Source organism: Acidobacteriota bacterium, assembly GCA_030697165.1.
Lineage (GTDB): Bacteria > Acidobacteriota > Vicinamibacteria > Vicinamibacterales > UBA2999 > 12-FULL-67-14b.
Map to the genome: position 1 here is coordinate 13,320 of JAUYQQ010000009.1, position 13,900 is coordinate 27,219.

At 66.3% G+C, this 13,900-nt stretch carries 16 protein-coding genes; 7 read left to right on the plus strand and 9 right to left on the minus strand.

Features of this window, described 5'->3' with window-relative positions:
• Positions 1 to 3: 3 nt before the first annotated feature.
• Together Q8T13_08365 and Q8T13_08370 are read left to right on the plus strand one after the other, a co-directional pair.
• Entirely contained in the window at positions 4 to 1,125 is a 1,122-nt protein-coding gene (locus tag Q8T13_08365) for an NAD(P)/FAD-dependent oxidoreductase (GenBank protein MDP3717758.1), read from the plus strand.
• 62 nt (positions 1,126 to 1,187) lie between these two features.
• On the plus strand, positions 1,188 to 2,774 hold the full coding sequence (locus Q8T13_08370; protein MDP3717759.1) for an amidohydrolase: 1,587 nt from the start codon (positions 1,188 to 1,190) through the stop codon (positions 2,772 to 2,774).
• A 43-nt stretch (positions 2,775 to 2,817) separates the two neighbouring features.
• On the opposite strand, the gene Q8T13_08375 is transcribed toward Q8T13_08370, so the two are convergent.
• The 4 genes from Q8T13_08375 to Q8T13_08390 form a co-directional block, all read right to left on the minus strand.
• Positions 2,818 to 3,474, minus strand: coding sequence for a class I SAM-dependent methyltransferase (locus Q8T13_08375; protein ID MDP3717760.1), 657 nt, complete (start codon positions 3,472 to 3,474; stop codon positions 2,818 to 2,820).
• Positions 3,475 to 3,550: 76 nt separating this feature from the next.
• On the minus strand, positions 3,551 to 4,201 hold the full coding sequence (locus Q8T13_08380) for a nucleotidyl transferase AbiEii/AbiGii toxin family protein (GenBank protein ID MDP3717761.1): 651 nt from the start codon (positions 4,199 to 4,201) through the stop codon (positions 3,551 to 3,553).
• Positions 4,201 to 4,713, minus strand: a complete 513-nt coding sequence (locus Q8T13_08385) for a hypothetical protein (GenBank protein ID MDP3717762.1) — start codon at positions 4,711 to 4,713, stop codon at positions 4,201 to 4,203. Before Q8T13_08385 ends, Q8T13_08380 begins: the two co-directional genes overlap by 1 nt.
• 43 nt (positions 4,714 to 4,756) lie before the next feature.
• Positions 4,757 to 6,190 (minus strand): PQQ-binding-like beta-propeller repeat protein, encoded by a 1,434-nt coding sequence (locus Q8T13_08390; protein ID MDP3717763.1) that lies wholly within the window; start codon positions 6,188 to 6,190, stop codon positions 4,757 to 4,759.
• A gap of 61 nt (positions 6,191 to 6,251) precedes the next feature.
• On the opposite strand from Q8T13_08390, the gene Q8T13_08395 reads away from it, so the two are divergent.
• Positions 6,252 to 7,172, plus strand: coding sequence for a hypothetical protein (locus tag Q8T13_08395; protein MDP3717764.1), 921 nt, complete (start codon positions 6,252 to 6,254; stop codon positions 7,170 to 7,172).
• Here the strand turns inward: Q8T13_08395 and Q8T13_08400 are convergent.
• The 3 genes from Q8T13_08400 to Q8T13_08410 are packed head-to-tail and all read right to left on the minus strand — an operon-like array spanning position 7,165 to position 10,004.
• The gene (locus tag Q8T13_08400) at positions 7,165 to 8,871 is read right to left on the minus strand and encodes a DUF885 family protein (protein MDP3717765.1); all 1,707 of its coding nucleotides are present in this window, start codon (positions 8,869 to 8,871) and stop codon (positions 7,165 to 7,167) included. The genes Q8T13_08395 and Q8T13_08400 overlap by 8 nt on opposite strands.
• Positions 8,872 to 8,908: 37 nt before the next feature.
• Positions 8,909 to 9,565, minus strand: a complete 657-nt coding sequence (locus Q8T13_08405) for a thioredoxin domain-containing protein (protein ID MDP3717766.1) — start codon at positions 9,563 to 9,565, stop codon at positions 8,909 to 8,911.
• Positions 9,552 to 10,004, minus strand: a complete 453-nt coding sequence (locus Q8T13_08410; GenBank protein ID MDP3717767.1) for a disulfide oxidoreductase — start codon at positions 10,002 to 10,004, stop codon at positions 9,552 to 9,554. The genes Q8T13_08405 and Q8T13_08410 overlap by 14 nt, the downstream gene beginning before the upstream one ends.
• Before the next feature lie 73 nt (positions 10,005 to 10,077).
• Between Q8T13_08410 and Q8T13_08415 the strand changes: the two genes are divergently transcribed.
• The 3 genes from Q8T13_08415 (at position 10,078) to Q8T13_08425 (ending at position 12,340) form a co-directional block, all read left to right on the plus strand.
• Positions 10,078 to 10,299 (plus strand): ribbon-helix-helix domain-containing protein, encoded by a 222-nt coding sequence (locus Q8T13_08415; GenBank protein ID MDP3717768.1) that lies wholly within the window; start codon positions 10,078 to 10,080, stop codon positions 10,297 to 10,299.
• Positions 10,296 to 10,706: a type II toxin-antitoxin system VapC family toxin gene (locus Q8T13_08420; protein MDP3717769.1), complete on the plus strand. Its 411-nt coding sequence runs from the start codon at positions 10,296 to 10,298 to the stop codon at positions 10,704 to 10,706. Before Q8T13_08415 ends, Q8T13_08420 begins: the two co-directional genes overlap by 4 nt.
• A gap of 71 nt (positions 10,707 to 10,777) precedes the next feature.
• Positions 10,778 to 12,340, plus strand: a complete 1,563-nt coding sequence (locus Q8T13_08425) for a M20/M25/M40 family metallo-hydrolase (GenBank protein ID MDP3717770.1) — start codon at positions 10,778 to 10,780, stop codon at positions 12,338 to 12,340.
• A gap of 4 nt (positions 12,341 to 12,344) precedes the next feature.
• On the opposite strand, the gene Q8T13_08430 is transcribed toward Q8T13_08425, so the two are convergent.
• The gene (locus tag Q8T13_08430; GenBank protein MDP3717771.1) at positions 12,345 to 12,593 is read right to left on the minus strand and encodes a hypothetical protein; all 249 of its coding nucleotides are present in this window, start codon (positions 12,591 to 12,593) and stop codon (positions 12,345 to 12,347) included.
• A complete protein-coding gene (locus Q8T13_08435; GenBank protein MDP3717772.1) occupies positions 12,590 to 13,144 on the minus strand; it encodes a nucleotidyl transferase AbiEii/AbiGii toxin family protein in 555 nt (184 codons plus the stop codon). The genes Q8T13_08430 and Q8T13_08435 overlap by 4 nt, the downstream gene beginning before the upstream one ends.
• 164 nt (positions 13,145 to 13,308) lie before the next feature.
• On the opposite strand from Q8T13_08435, the gene Q8T13_08440 reads away from it, so the two are divergent.
• Positions 13,309 to 13,764 carry a cytochrome c-type biogenesis protein CcmH gene (locus Q8T13_08440; protein ID MDP3717773.1) on the plus strand — a complete coding sequence of 152 codons (456 nt, stop codon included), beginning with the start codon at positions 13,309 to 13,311 and terminating at the stop codon, positions 13,762 to 13,764.
• Positions 13,765 to 13,900 lie beyond the last annotated feature (136 nt).

Consider the following 13,900-nt stretch of genomic DNA (forward strand, 5'->3'; position numbering starts at 1 on the left):
GGCATGAGCGCCCGCGTCATCATCATCGGCGCCGGCCCTGGCGGACTGGCGGTGGCGGCCTGCCTGAAGCGCGAGGGCATCAGCGACGTGGTGATCCTGGAAGAAGCTGACCAGGTCGCCTCGTCGTGGCGGCGTCACTACGAGCGGCTGCACCTGCACACGCCGCGTAGCCGCTCAGGTCTGCCGCACTTTCCAATGCCGGTCGATCTTCCGCGCTATCCCGGCCGCGCACAGGTGATCGACTACTTCGAGGCCTACGCGCGGCACTTCTCGCTGACCCCGCGGTTTGGTGAGCGCGTGAAGTCGGCGCGGCGCGTGGGCGAGGCGTGGGAGGTCACCACGGTCCAGGGCGGCTACCAGGCGCCGGTGCTGGTCGTGGCGGCCGGCTACAACCGCGAGCCATCGATTCCGGCGTGGCCCGGCATGACGGATTTCGGCGCCCCCATCAAGCACAGCTCCGCGTATGTGAATGGCGGTCCATACCAGGGCCAGGACGTGCTGGTGGTGGGCTTCGGCAACTCCGGTGGCGAGATCGCCATGGACCTGCATGAGCACGGCGCGCGGCCGGTCGTGGCGGTGCGCGGTGCCGTGAACATCATCCCGCGCGAGATCCTCGGGGTGCCGGTGCTCGCGCTTGGGCTGCTGCAGCGGCTGCTGTCACCAGAGATGGCCGACGCCCTCAACGCCCCGCTGCTGCGCGCGCTGATAGGCGACGTCGAGAAGCTGGGGCTGCGCAAGCTGCCCTACGGCCCGGCCACCCAGATCCGCAAGCACGGCCGCATTCCGCTGATCGACGCCGGCACCGTGGACCTGATCCGGCGCGGCGCCATCACGGTGCGCCCTGGCGTCAGGGCGTTTCAGCGCGGGGCCGTCGTGTTCGATGACGGCAGCCGATCCCGTTTCGATGCGGTGATCCTGGCGACCGGCTACCGCCCTCGCGTCGATCAGTTCCTGGAGGCCGGCGCCGGCGTGATCGACGCCGTCGGCAAGCCGGCGTCGAGTGGCCGCGAGAGCGCCGCGGCCGGCCTCTACTTCTGCGGCTATCACGTCTCGCCCAACGGGATGCTGCGGGAGGTGGCGCTCGAATCGCAGCGCATTGCGCGGGCCATCAAGCTGGCGCGCTGACGCTCAGCCGCCTCAGGGGCGTCATAGTTGCGATCCGGCGGTAACGCGCTAATATTCGGCACATGAAACGAACCACCCTGCTCCTGGTCGGCCTGCTGGTCGTGCTCGGCCCATTCGTTGACGCCCGTCAGGCGGGGCTGATCCCCGCGCCGGATCGGCAGGCGGGCGAGGGCGCCGGCCCCTTTCCCTCCCTCACCATCCGTAACGTCATGGTGATCGACGGCACTGGCGCCCCGCCATTCGGTCCGGCCAACATCATTGTCGAGAACAACCGGATCGCGCGGATCGTCAGCGCGGGGACGCCCGGAGTGCCGTCGAAGGAGCCGCCGCCACCGGCCGCGCCGAACATGATCGACGGCACCGGGATGTACGTCATGCCCGGCTTCGTCAACCTGCACGCGCACCTGGGCGACCCGAGCAAAGCGCCGCAGAACGAGTACGTCTACAAACTCTATATGGCCCACGGCGTGACTACCCTGCGCGGGGTCGAGCTGACCGCGCAGCCGATGGCGGCCAAAGAGAAGGAACGCAGCGCCGCCAACGCGATCGTCGCACCCCGCATCTTCAACTACCAGCGCCCCGGCGCCGGCTGGGCGAACGGTCTCGTCGATACTCCCGAGAAGGCGCGCGAGTGGGTGCGGTGGTGCGCGGCCAACGGCGTTGACGGCATGAAGCTCGTTGCCCATCCGCCGGCGATCATGGCGGCGCTGCTGGACGAGGCCAGGAAACACGGCCTGGGCTCGACGGCCCACCTCGAACAGCGCGGCGTCGCGCAAATGGACGCGCTCACGGCGGCGAAGCTGGGCCTCGGCACCGTCACGCACTTCTACGGCCACTTCGAACCGCTGATGCGTGACTACCGCGTGCAGCCGTGGCCCGACCAGATGAACTACAACGACGAGCAGTACCGATTTAGCCAGGTCGGCCGCCTCTGGAACCTGATCCATCCGCCCGGCAGCGACGAGTGGAAGGCCTATCTCCAGGGGCACCTCAAACTGAACACGATCTTCGACCCGACGATGACGGCGTACGCGGCCACCCGTGACGTGATGCGCATGCGCACCGCTGAATGGCACGAGGCCTATACGCTGCCCTCGTTGATGGACTTCTTCACGCCGAACCGCGAGCTTCACGGCGCCTACTACTTCGACTGGACCTCACAGGACGAAGTAGCGTGGAAAAATTTCTACCAGGTGTGGTTCCGACTGGTGAATGACTACAAGAAGATGGGTGGCCGCGTCACGGTGAGCGACGATGCGGCGTACACCTACAACCTGTGGGGCTTCGGCTACATCCACGAGATGGAGCTGCTGCACGAGGCCGGCTTCCATCCGCTCGAGGTGATTCGCGCCGCCACCATGCACGGCGCCGAGGCGCTGCACGAGCCGAAGAACCAGCCGCTGCAGTTCGGCATTGTCCGCGCCGGCATGCTGGCCGACATGGTCCTGGTCGACCAGAATCCGATCCGGAATCTCAAGGTGCTCTACGGCACCGGTCACTTTCGACTGAACGACACTACCCGTCGCACCGAGCGAGTCGGCGGCATTCGCTACACCATCAAGGACGGCATCGTCTACGATGCCAAGAAACTGCTGGCGGATGTCGGCGCCATGGTCGCGGCGCAGAAGAAACAGCGCAAGCCAAGCTAGCGACAGGCCGATGGGCCGCGCGTCGCGGCCCATCCGGTTCTGCTCAGCGGAAGATCAAGTAGTGCTGGCGCGGCAGGAAGTCGTGCTTGCTGTCGAGCGCGTAGCCGGCCTGCGTCATCTCCGCTTCGATCTGCTCGGCGGTGAACCGGAACTCGACCGGCGGCCCCTCCGGCGAGTCCGTGCGGAAATCGACGATGGCGATGCGGCCTCCGGGCTTCAGGGACTTCTTCAATTCGCGGAAGTACGCCGGCCGGCTGCCGATGTGGTGATAGGTGTCGACAATCAGGATGACATCCACCGGCTTGGGCAGGTTTGGGCTCGCGGGCGACGCCAACACGGCGGTGACGTTGCCCAGCTTCTCACCGGCGGCCCGGTGGGTCAGGTGCTCCACCATCTTCGGCTCGATGTCCACGGAGTACACCGACAGGCCCGGCGACACCCTGGCCAGGCGCATGCTGAAGTAGCCGGTGCCGGCGCCGATGTCCGCGACCGCCATGCCGCTCTTGAGGCCGAGCGCATCGATCACGCGCGACGGCATCTGCCACTCGTCGCGCTTGGGGTCGTCGAACTGCTTGGCGAACTTCGCCGGGTCGTCGAAGCGGTGTTGCATGTGGTCGGGCTTGGCGCCGGGCTGTTGGGCGCCGAGCGGGGCCCACGCGCACACGGAAATAGCCATCGCAGCGGTCAGTCGTCTGGTCATCGTCATCATCAAGCCTGCCTCACCGGTCAGTTTGCCCTGTTTTACCCCGATTTGGCCATGCGGCGAAATGTCGCGCTCAGCCACCGGTGACATCGACGACGCGCCGCTCGATTTGCAGTTCTCGCGCCGGCGGGATCAGCAACTGGCCGACGCGGTTCCAGAAGAATTCCTTCACCGTCGCCCAGTCGTCCGGTCCTTCGCCTGGCAGCGCGGCTTCGCGCTCGGCGTCATCGAAGAACGTGAGCGCGCGAAGCAACAGCAGCTCGTTCACGTCCTGCCGGTAGACCTGGCGCATGGCGGCCAGGCACTCTGCAATCCCCAAGGCGTGCCGGTGAAGCGTGACGTAGAGGTCAAAGAAGTCACGGCGCGTCCCGCGGTCGAGAATCGCGTGCAGCTTGGTGGCGAGCAGCCCGGTCACCGACAGGCGGCGCTCGGTCACGAACGGCGACAGCATGACGAGCACGAAGATGGACACGTCGATGCCGTCGAAACGCAGGTGAACCGTGTCGGCGGAGCGCTCGGCAATCTCGACGCGCCCACGGCGTTGAAGTTGCTGCACCAGGTCGTCGAGATCGCGCGCGCTCGTGACGCCAAAATCCACGTCGCGACTGGGCCGGTACGGGCAGAAGCAGCGCATCGCCTGGCCACCGATTACGAACCAGTAAGGCAAATCGGCCACCGCGCGACCGACCGGCGCAGGCATGACGTCCACCGGTTCGCGCGCCATCACGCCAGTCCTCGCGCCCGCATCACCGCCTCGAACAGTCCACGACTCCGCGGCCGGAAGCCGGGCAACCGCCCGGCCTGGTACAGCGCCAACCACGGCAGCCCGGCGGCGAAGCTGACCGCGGCCAGATCGCCGTAGTTGAAACAGTAGAACGCCAGCTGATGGCCGGGAACCTCGCTGTCGGCCGTCAGGTTGTACAGCGCGTCGCGCACCGCCGGTGGCAAGTCGGCCACCTTGTAAGTTGGGGTCGGGAGGGTCGCGAGCAACTTGTAGATCGAGGCTCGCGACGGGCACTTGAGACTCTCGCTCCGACAACGCTGATCAATGGCAGAAAGCAGGTCGGCCGTGCGAGGCCGGTCGTAGTTACCCACCGCGTCGGCGAGCACGGCCAGGGTCCGTGGCGCAATTCTGGAAGTCCCGCGGTCCGACCGTGGCCTGCGCCCGGTCACCGCAGCCCCTTTTAGGCGTGTTTCCGCACGTCCAAGGGTGGCTGCCATGTCAAAGATGGACATAGGTGGTATTAATTATAGACGAATACCATCTAATCTCGACATGTTAGCTGGCGCCAAAGGCGTACAGGGCCTGCGTGGTCCTGACGTAGATGCGGCCGTCGGCCACGGCCGGCGTGGCATACGCTTCCTCGTTCAGCACGTTCACCGACTGCACGGCCAGATCACCACCGGGCGACACCACCACCACGGCGCCGGCTTCGGTCGTGATGTAGACGTGACCATCCGCAGCAATCGGCGATGCGAACACCGCGCCGGGTGCGCCGGTCAGCCGGCCCTGCTTGATCACGGCACCGGTGTCGGGGTTCAGCGTGGTGACAATGCCGTTGTCGTTCACCATGTAGAGGACGTTCCGGAACAACAGTGGCGACGGCAGCTGCGGCACGCTGCGCTGGTACTTCCAGCGGATGGCGGTGTCGCTCATGTCACCAGAGCCGCCGAGACGGATCGCGAGCATGCCGTTCTCGGAATCAAGCGCCGCGCGATAGTACGCCCACTCGTCCTTGTTGAGCGAACCGTTGGTGTCGAGGTCGGCCACGTCGAACCAGAATGCCTGGGTGAACTTCGGAAACTCCGTCTTCTGGATCACGCCATCGCCATTGGCGTCGGCAGTCTTCCACACCTCGTCCGCGGCCGGAATCGAGATCTTGTTGCCAGGATCGTTCACCGGCGCGCCGTATCCGTTCACGTAGATGGTGTCGCCGCCAATCACCGGCGTGGACTTCATCTCGAACGACAGGCCACCCACCCACCACAGCTTCTTGCCCGTGGCCGCGTCGTACGACGTCAGCAGGAACGAACCCGGCAGCAGCACCTGGTCGCGACCGTCGGGACCGCGCCACAGGATGGGCGTGGAGTGCCCGCTCTTGGCCTCGGGCCGATCGATCTTCCACACCTGCTTGCCGGTGCGCTTGTCGAGCGCCATCACGTACGAACCCAGGCTCTGATCGCAGGCGAGGATCAGCAGGTCGCCGGCAATCACGGGCGAGGCGCCCATGCCGTAGATGTTGTTGAACGGCCCGAGCGGCAACTTCCACAGTTGCTTGCCCGCGGCGTTGTAGGCCACCAGCCCGTAGTCGGGGAAGAACACGTAGACGCCATCCGCTTCGACCGCCGGGCTCGGCGAGGCCGGGTTGTTGCGCTTATCAACGACCTTCGTCGTGACCTTCGGCGCGACTCGCTCCCACAGGATCTTGCCGCCCAGCCGATCGATGGCCATGGTCACCAGGTCGTCACCGCGTAGGGCGGTGAGATAGAGACGGTCCTGGTACAAGATTGGGGACGAATGACCTTGCGGCAGCGCCAGCCGCCACAGCAGGTTCTTGTCCGGACCGAACTGGGTCGGCACGCCCGTGGCGGTGGACAGGCCCGATCCGTTGGGACCGCGAAACCGTGCCCAGTCGGGCTCGGCCGCAACTAATGAGGTGGCCGCAAGGACGGCGAACACGCCAGGGACAACGACGGATCGGATGTGAGTCACGCTGGCAGTGTAAACGCCACCGAACGCGAACGCTACCCCACCGGACACATAATTAGTCACCGTGTTGACCTTCGACGACGACCGGGCGTTCGCGCTGCTCGACTTCAGGATGCGCGTGCTCCTGCCCGCGCAATATCAAGATGCCGCCGACGCCGTGCAACCGGTGCCCATGCGCTCGGCCGGACTGAAGTTCGACGCCGGCGGCAAGGTCGCCTGGGACGAGATCTGGCAGAGCTTCTGCGACCTGGCCATGGCCGGCGGGCCGCCCCACAAGGGAACGCTGCTCGAACCGGGACGGCCGGACGCGATTGCGGCGGAACCGGATCGCTACCAGGAGGTGGTGGACGAGATCTGCCGGGGCGTCACCATGGCGAGCGAGTTGTTGGCCACCGAATCACCCGTCCCCGGTCGCGTCAGGGTCAGCTGCTTCAGCGACACCATGGCCGATTGGCTGCTGCGCGCCATCACGATGGAGAATGTTGCCGTGACGCGCGCCGGCGACCTGGATCTCGACCTCCCGGCCGCGCCGCATTTTCGCCTCGACAAGGAAATCAAGAACGTCGTCACGGTCATTGCCAAGACGACGCATTACTGGATGGGCCACCTGGGGCGGGTGCACAAGGCCGACATCGGCGGATTGTTTGCGTTGCTATCCGCGGAGCTTCCGCTACTCGAGCCGGAGCCGGCCGACGGACCGGAGACCGCGACCACCCGGCGCGCGGTGGCAGCGGCGATCGAGCAGGACGGCCTTCGCGCGGTTGATGATCGCTACCAGGGCTGGATGGGTCTGGAGACCACAAGCGTCGGCACCGCCGTCTGGATGATGCGCGCGCTGGTGGCCGGCAACGTGCTCGCGAGGCGCGAGGAGCAAACGCTGTTCGTGCCGGTCAACGCCGCGATCGATCCGGCTGGCGAGATCCTGGTCCCGCGCCTGGCGCTCGTCCATCGACTGGCCGCGCGGCGGGGCAACCCGCCTACTTAGCTTCGGCGAGTTCGTCGGCGATGAACTGGTTCATGCGCTGCTCGAGCACCGGCAGCGGCACCGAGCCGATCGCCAGGATCGCATCGTGAAAGCGCCGCTGATCGAACTTCGCGCCGAGTTTCTCTTCGGCCTCGCGACGATGCCGGCGGATCTGTATTTCACCGAGCTTATAGGCCAGCGCCTGTCCAGGCCAGGCGATGTAGCGATCGATCTCGGTCGTGATCTCGTGCTCGGACAGCGGTGCGCGATCGCGCAGGTAACTCATCGCCTGCTCGCGCGTCCAGCCGAACTGGTGAATGCCGGTGTCGATCACCAGCCGGCACGCGCGCCACATCTCGTAGGTCAGCCGGCCCATGTCCTCGTACGGCGTTTCGTAGATCCCCATCAGGGTGCCCAGCCACTCGACGTAAAGTCCCCAGCCTTCGCCGTATCCGGAAAACGACGTGCCTCGGCGGAAGTCCGGTCGTTCCGGCCCTTCGAGCGCCAGCGCCGCCTGGAAGCTGTGACCCGGCGTGCACTCGTGCAGCGTGAGCGCGGCGAGAGTGTAGAGCGGGCGCGCCGGCAGGTTGTAGGTGTTCATCAGGCACGCCTCGAGACCGCCACGGCCACCGGTGTAGATGGGCGCGATCGCGTCGGGCACGGGCCTGATGCCGTGCCGCCGCCGCGGCAGGAAGCCAATGGTTTCAGCAAGCTTGTCGTCGGCCTTCTTGGACACGTAGGCCGAGTACGACAGCAGTTCGCGCGGCGTCTTCGCATAGAACTGCGGGTCGGTCCTCATGAACCTGAAGAACTCGGCCATCGTGCCCTTGAAGCCCGCCTTGTCCTTGGTCGCGAGCATCTCCGCTTCGAGGCGGGCCACTTCTTTCAGGCCGATGTCGTGAATCTCTTTCGGCGTCAGCGCCAGGGTGGTGTGCTTCTCGATCTGCGCCTGGTAGAACTTCGTGCCGTCCGGCAACTCGAACGCGCCGAGCGTGCGGCGCGCCTTCTCGAGATACTCCTGCCGAATCATCGTCAGCAGTTCCGCGTAAGCCGGAGCGACCAGCTCTCGAATGACGGTATCGGCGTCAGCGCGCAGCGCCGCCTGCTCTGCCGCCGGGATGCCGGCCGGCATCTGGGTAAACGGAGTGTAGAGGGGATTACTGGCATCGGCCGTCACGTACGGCTCGATGGTTTGATCGCGTCCAATCACCGACACCCGCGGCACGCTGTAGCCGCGCGCCAGGCCGGCGCGCATGTTGGTGATTTGCTCGTCGAAATATCGCGGCACATCGCGCAGCCGCGCGAGATACGCGCGATACGCGGCCGTGTTGGCGAAGCCCTGGCGCGGCGTAAACGAGGTCCAGAAGAACGTGTCGCTGTTGAAGGGCGCTTCGTAGGTGCGGTACTGGACGTCGCTGATCAGTTCGCGCAGCGAGGTGCGAAAGATCTGCGCGTTGATCTGCTCCTCGGCCGACAGCTGGTCAAAGGGAATGGTGTCGAAGGTCGCGAGCGCCTTGGTCCAGTAAGCAAGCCGCGCCTGCTGTGTCGCGGCGTCGACGGGCGCGAAGCGGTCACTCGCCGCGGCGCCGCGGCCCAGTTCCTTTTGCCGCCAGTTCCATTCCTCGGTATACAGCGCCCGAAGCCGCGCGTCGGCAGACGTGTCGGCCGGGGCCTGCGCCGATGCCGCCGAGAACAGGGCTACGGCGAGGAGGACCGCCATCAGTGGGACGCGCGCGAGGGCCTTCAACATGACGGAATTATCGCCCATCTTCGCGCAGCGCGGCGGCGATGGCCGCGCGCACCGGCTCGTAGCCGATCTGCGCCAGCGGCTTGCCGTTGACGAAGAACGTCGGCGTGCGCGTCACGCCGAGCGCCTCGGCGTCTTCGGCATCCTGCTTGATGCGCCGCTCGGTTTCGGCGCTGGTGCTGGTGACGCCGAGCTTGGTCATGTCCAGCGCCAGGTTTCGCGCGTACACCGCGAGGAGATCGGGGCGCGGCGCATCGTGGCCCGCCCACTCGTGCTGGCGCCCGAGGAACTCGTCCATCAGCTCCCAGTACTTACCCTGTTCGCGGGCCCCTTCCAGCAGGCTCGCGGCGTAAGCGGCGTTCGGGTGGAACGTCGCGTAGCGCACCACCAGCCGGACGCGGCCATCGAACTCGCGCATCAGTTGCTTGACGATCGGATGCATCGCCCCGCACGCTTCGCATTCAGGGTCGAGAAACTCCACCAGGGTGACCGGCGCATTGTCCGGACCCAGGGTCGGGCTGTGCGGCCGCACCAGCCGGTCCGACGCCTGCGATGCCGTCTGCTCCGCCTGGGTGGTCTCTTCGCTGCGATACCGATTGGCCGCAATCACGAACGCGGCCACCAGCGCGACGGCCACGCCACCCATCACGAACTTATTGATCTTCATCGAGACGACCTCTGAGACGCTGCTGGCAGACAAACAGGGTGGCGACGATCAGCGTGAACGCCGCCAGCGACAAGAGCGGAATGGTGACGAACCCCAGCCACTCGATCTGCCGGTCGGTGCACGACACGCCCGTGGTGCACGGCGCAATGCTTTCCGGAATCAAGTGGTAGTAGAGCAGATTGTGGTACACCGCGACGGCCAGCCCGCCCGCCGCGAGCGGCCACGCGTATCGCAGCGCGCCCGGATCGCGCCCCAGCAACCCGACGGTGGTCACCACCACCAGCGGGTACATGAAGATTCGCTGGTACCAACAGAGCACGCACGGCGGCAGCCGCATCACCTCGCTGAAGAAGAGGCTGCCGAGGGCGGCCACCAGGCTGATCAGCCAGACCGCGAACAGCGGCTGCAGGACCGAGTCATCAATTGCCGGTTTCGGCACGGTGACCGATTATGCCTCAGGACTTGGCCGAGACTTCGATAGTTGTACAAGTATATGTTATATACTTGGCCTCGTGGCGCAGATCACCCTCTACCTCCCCGACAAGATTGCCGGCCGTCTCAAGCACGCTGCTCAGAAGTCCGGCCAGAGCGTTTCGGCGTTTGTCACCGCTCTCGCCGAGCGCGAGCTCTCACCGGGCAAATGGCCAGCCTCGCTCGAGAAGCTCTACGGCGCGTGGGAGGGCGACTTCATCGTTGGGCCAGACGCACCGCCTGATCACGTCGAGCTGCCGTGACCTACCTGCTCGATACCGATATTTGCATCGACTACCTGCGCGGGTCGAATGCCATGGTGCGCGACCGGCTGCTGGCGTGTGCGCCTGGCGACGTGTGCCTCTGCAGTGTGGTCAAGGCCGAGTTGCTGTTCGGGGCTCACAACAGCCAGAAGGTGGCCGCAAACCTTCGCCGGCTGCGCGACTTCTTCGAACCGTTTCAGTCGGTCTTCTTCGATGATGGGGCGGCCGAGGTCTATGGTTCGCTGCGCTCACATCTTCGCCGCGAGGGGTCGGAGATTGGCTCGAACGATCTCATGATCGCGGCCATCGCCGTCGCTCTCGACCTCGCGCTGGTGACCCACAACCGCAGTGAGTTTGAGCGCGTGCCAGGGCTTCGTTTGGCCGCGTGGCAGGCGGACACGCCCTAGCCGCCCATCGGGACGAACGCGATAGACTGCCTGGTAGGCGGCTGATCGTGAACGGCCGGGAGGATGATGTGATGACAAGACGACAACTGATGTGGCTGCCGGCAGTGGGCCTCGCCGTGGTGATGTCCGGGGTGCTCGGACTGTCGGCGCAGTCGGGCGAGCCGGTTGACCTTGGCGCCGTTCAGCGCATCAAGGAAGAAGGCTTCGATCGGTCGCAGGTGATGGACACCGCGTGGTGGCTCACCGAGATCCACGGTCCGCGCCTGACCAACTCGCCGCAGATGCGCGCCGCCGCCGATTGGGCGGTGAAGAAGCTCGCCGAGTGGGGTCTCGCCAACGCGAAGCAAGAGCCCTGGGCCGCCGAGTTCGGCCGCGGCTGGAGCAACGAGCGCACCGTCGTCCACGTCATGAAGCCGACCCCATGGCCGGTGCTCGCGTACGCCAAGGCCTGGACACCGGGCACCGGCGCCGCGGTGACCGCCGACGTCGTGCTGGCACCAATAGCCACGGACGCCGACCTCGAGAAGTTTCGCGGCAAGCTCAAGGGCAAGGTCGTGCTACTGCAGGCGGCGCGCCCGGTGCCGCCGCTGTGGGAGGCGCCGGCGCGGCGCTACACCGCCAAGGACCTCGACGACATGCAGGAACAGCAGGTCGGCCCCGGGGGCGGCCCCGGCAACTTCAACCCCGGCCAGGCCCAGGCGTTTGCCGCCAGGCGTAACGCGTTCCTGATCGCCGAGGGGGTGGTGGCGGTGCTCGAGCCGGGCAACGGCCGCGGCGACAGCGGCAGCGTGCTCGCCGCCGCGGGCGGTCCGCGCGGCCTGAAGGACCCACCCGTGCCGCCGCAACTGGCTGTGGCCACCGAGCACTACAACCGGCTGGCGCGCATGGCCGACAAGGGCACGCCGATCACGATTGAAGTTGACGTCCGCAGCACCTTCCACGATGCCAACCTCGGCATGTACAACATCGTCGCCGAGATTCCCGGGACGGATAAGGCGGACGAGGTGGTGATGCTCGGGGCCCACTTCGACTCGTGGCACGCTGGCACCGGCGCGGTCGACAACGCGTCGGGCTCGGCGGTGATGATGGAGGCCATGCGCATCCTCAAGCAGTCGGGCGTGAAGCTGCGGCGCACGGTGCGGCTGGGCCTGTGGACCGGCGAGGAGCAGGGCCTGATCGGCTCGCGCGAGTACGTCAAGGCGCACTTCGGCGATCCCGCGACCATGCAGCTCAAGCCCGAGCACGCGAAGCTGGCCGCGTACTTCAACATGGACAACGGCACGGGCGCCTATCGCGGGGTTTACCTGCAGGGTAACGAAGCGGTGGCGCCGATCTTCCGCGCCTGGATGGAGCCGTTCGGCAACATCGGCATGACGGACCTCACCATTCGCAACACCGGTGGCACCGATCACCTGGCGTATCACGCGGTCGGCCTGCCGGGGTTCCAGTTCATCCAGGATCCGGTGCAGTACTCGAGCCGCACGCACCACTCGAGCCTGGACGTGTACGACCAGTTGATTCCCGCCGACCTGATGAAGAACGCGGTGATCACCGCGGCGTTTGCCTACCACGCCGCCAATCGCGAACAGATGCTGCCGCGACGGCCGGTGCCGAGGGCGACGCCGTCACGGTAAGGAATTAACCGCGGATCTTGGCAATCAGCTGCGACATCACGGCCGGTGCGAGATCGCCGGCGTAGAGCCGCTCCAACAGCATGACGCGCTGCTCGGTCTCGCTGAGACCGGCAGCGGCGTCGCCGAGACCCGCTCGCGCCATGCCGACCGCGGTCGCCCACATGCCGCACGCCATCTCGATCCGTTGCCCCGGAGTCAACGCCTGGTAGCGTGCCGCCAGGTACGCCTCGGTCGTCGGCAGCGTGTCGCTCATGAGCGCACCCCTCGTAGCGCCTCAGCCAGATAAAGCATGGCAGCCCATCGGTCCACATAGGACCAGTCCAGTGTCAACGCCGCAAGCTGGCGCGCATCGCTTATCTGGACGGCAGAGCCCGACTCTGCGCCCCAGATCAGTTTCGAGAGGAGCAGGTCCTCCGGCGAGACAATGCGCACGTCGCGACCATGCACGGACACCGTTCCGCGGCGATCGAACTCCGCTTTTCGAAACGGCTCGTCCTTGCGAATCACAAGGTCGACTTTGACGAGCGTTTCCTCATGTACGGCGTTGACCAGCCGGCGTTCGGCCACGGCACGACGAGCGGCCTCATCGTCCAGATAGTAGCCGTCCCGAAACGCCCGAGCGAGTAAGTCCGACTGACCAGGCTGGACGTCGATGACGAGGTCGATGTCCCGTGTCATCCGCGGGCGGACGTAGGCGCTGAGCGCGACGGAGCCGCTGAGCATGTAGGGGATGCCCTCGCGATCGAGGCGCTGCACGACGTCGAGCAGAACCCGGGACTGGTCGTCGAGCGGAGGCGGCGCCACGCGACGATTATGTCAGAAGGGGACCGAGCGTCCCTTAGCCCTCACGGTGGCAGGTGGTCCCGATACCCGTGAACTTGCCCGTGCCGGTGAACGGCGTGTGGCCAAATGCCCCTGCGACAATTCGCCGCCCCCCCGGTGCCGGGACGACCGGCTACCATGGGTGTATGCCGCGTCCCATCGCTCTGCTCGCCCTGCTCTTGGTGCTGGTGACGGCGTCGCCGGTGCGCGCCCAGGCCAACGTGGACCAGGCGGCCGACCGCCTGTTCAATACCGTGATGAGTCCGTACTGTCCCGGCAAGTTGCTGGCGACCTGCGGCTCCGGCCAGGCCGACACGCTGCGCCAGGAAATTCGCCAGGACCTCGCGGCCGGGAAGCCGGCCGACGAGATCGAGGCCGGGCTCTACTACCGGTTCGGCGACTCGATCCGCAGCGAACCTCAGGCGCGCGGCGTGGGGCTGGTGGCGTGGGTGTTCCCCGCAGTGCTGCTGCTCGGGACCGGCGCGTGGCTGGTCCTCTGGTTGCGGCGCGCCCATCCCGCTGCCGAAGATCCGGCGCCGGCCCTGGCCGCATCGCCGCAGATGCGCGACCGGCTGGACGATGAGTTGCTGGAACTGAATTAGAAGGCCAGGTCCGCCTAAAAGGCGAACGCTACATTCCGAGCGGGTCTCGATGCTTACCGGCGTCACCGTGTTGAATCTGCCGGACACTCGCCGCTCCTGAAAACAGCCGCAAATTGGCGAGATTCCAGTCGTGGGA

Excerpts from the sequence above, each read along its gene's own strand:
- Q8T13_08365 (MDP3717758.1), top strand. The coding sequence starts at position 4 with ATGAGCGCCCGCGTCATCATCATCGGCGCCGGCCCTGGCGGACTGGCG.
- Q8T13_08370 (MDP3717759.1), top strand. The coding sequence starts at position 1,188 with ATGAAACGAACCACCCTGCTCCTGGTCGGCCTGCTGGTCGTGCTCGGC.
- Q8T13_08375 (MDP3717760.1), bottom strand. The coding sequence starts at position 3,474 with ATGACCAGACGACTGACCGCTGCGATGGCTATTTCCGTGTGCGCGTGG.
- Q8T13_08380 (MDP3717761.1), bottom strand. The coding sequence starts at position 4,201 with ATGGCGCGCGAACCGGTGGACGTCATGCCTGCGCCGGTCGGTCGCGCG.
- Q8T13_08385 (MDP3717762.1), bottom strand. The coding sequence starts at position 4,713 with ATGTCCATCTTTGACATGGCAGCCACCCTTGGACGTGCGGAAACACGC.
- Q8T13_08400 (MDP3717765.1), bottom strand. The coding sequence starts at position 8,871 with ATGGCGGTCCTCCTCGCCGTAGCCCTGTTCTCGGCGGCATCGGCGCAG.
- Q8T13_08405 (MDP3717766.1), bottom strand. The coding sequence starts at position 9,565 with ATGAAGATCAATAAGTTCGTGATGGGTGGCGTGGCCGTCGCGCTGGTG.
- Q8T13_08425 (MDP3717770.1), top strand. The coding sequence starts at position 10,778 with ATGACAAGACGACAACTGATGTGGCTGCCGGCAGTGGGCCTCGCCGTG.
- Q8T13_08430 (MDP3717771.1), bottom strand. The coding sequence starts at position 12,593 with ATGAGCGACACGCTGCCGACGACCGAGGCGTACCTGGCGGCACGCTAC.
- Q8T13_08440 (MDP3717773.1), top strand. The coding sequence starts at position 13,309 with ATGCCGCGTCCCATCGCTCTGCTCGCCCTGCTCTTGGTGCTGGTGACG.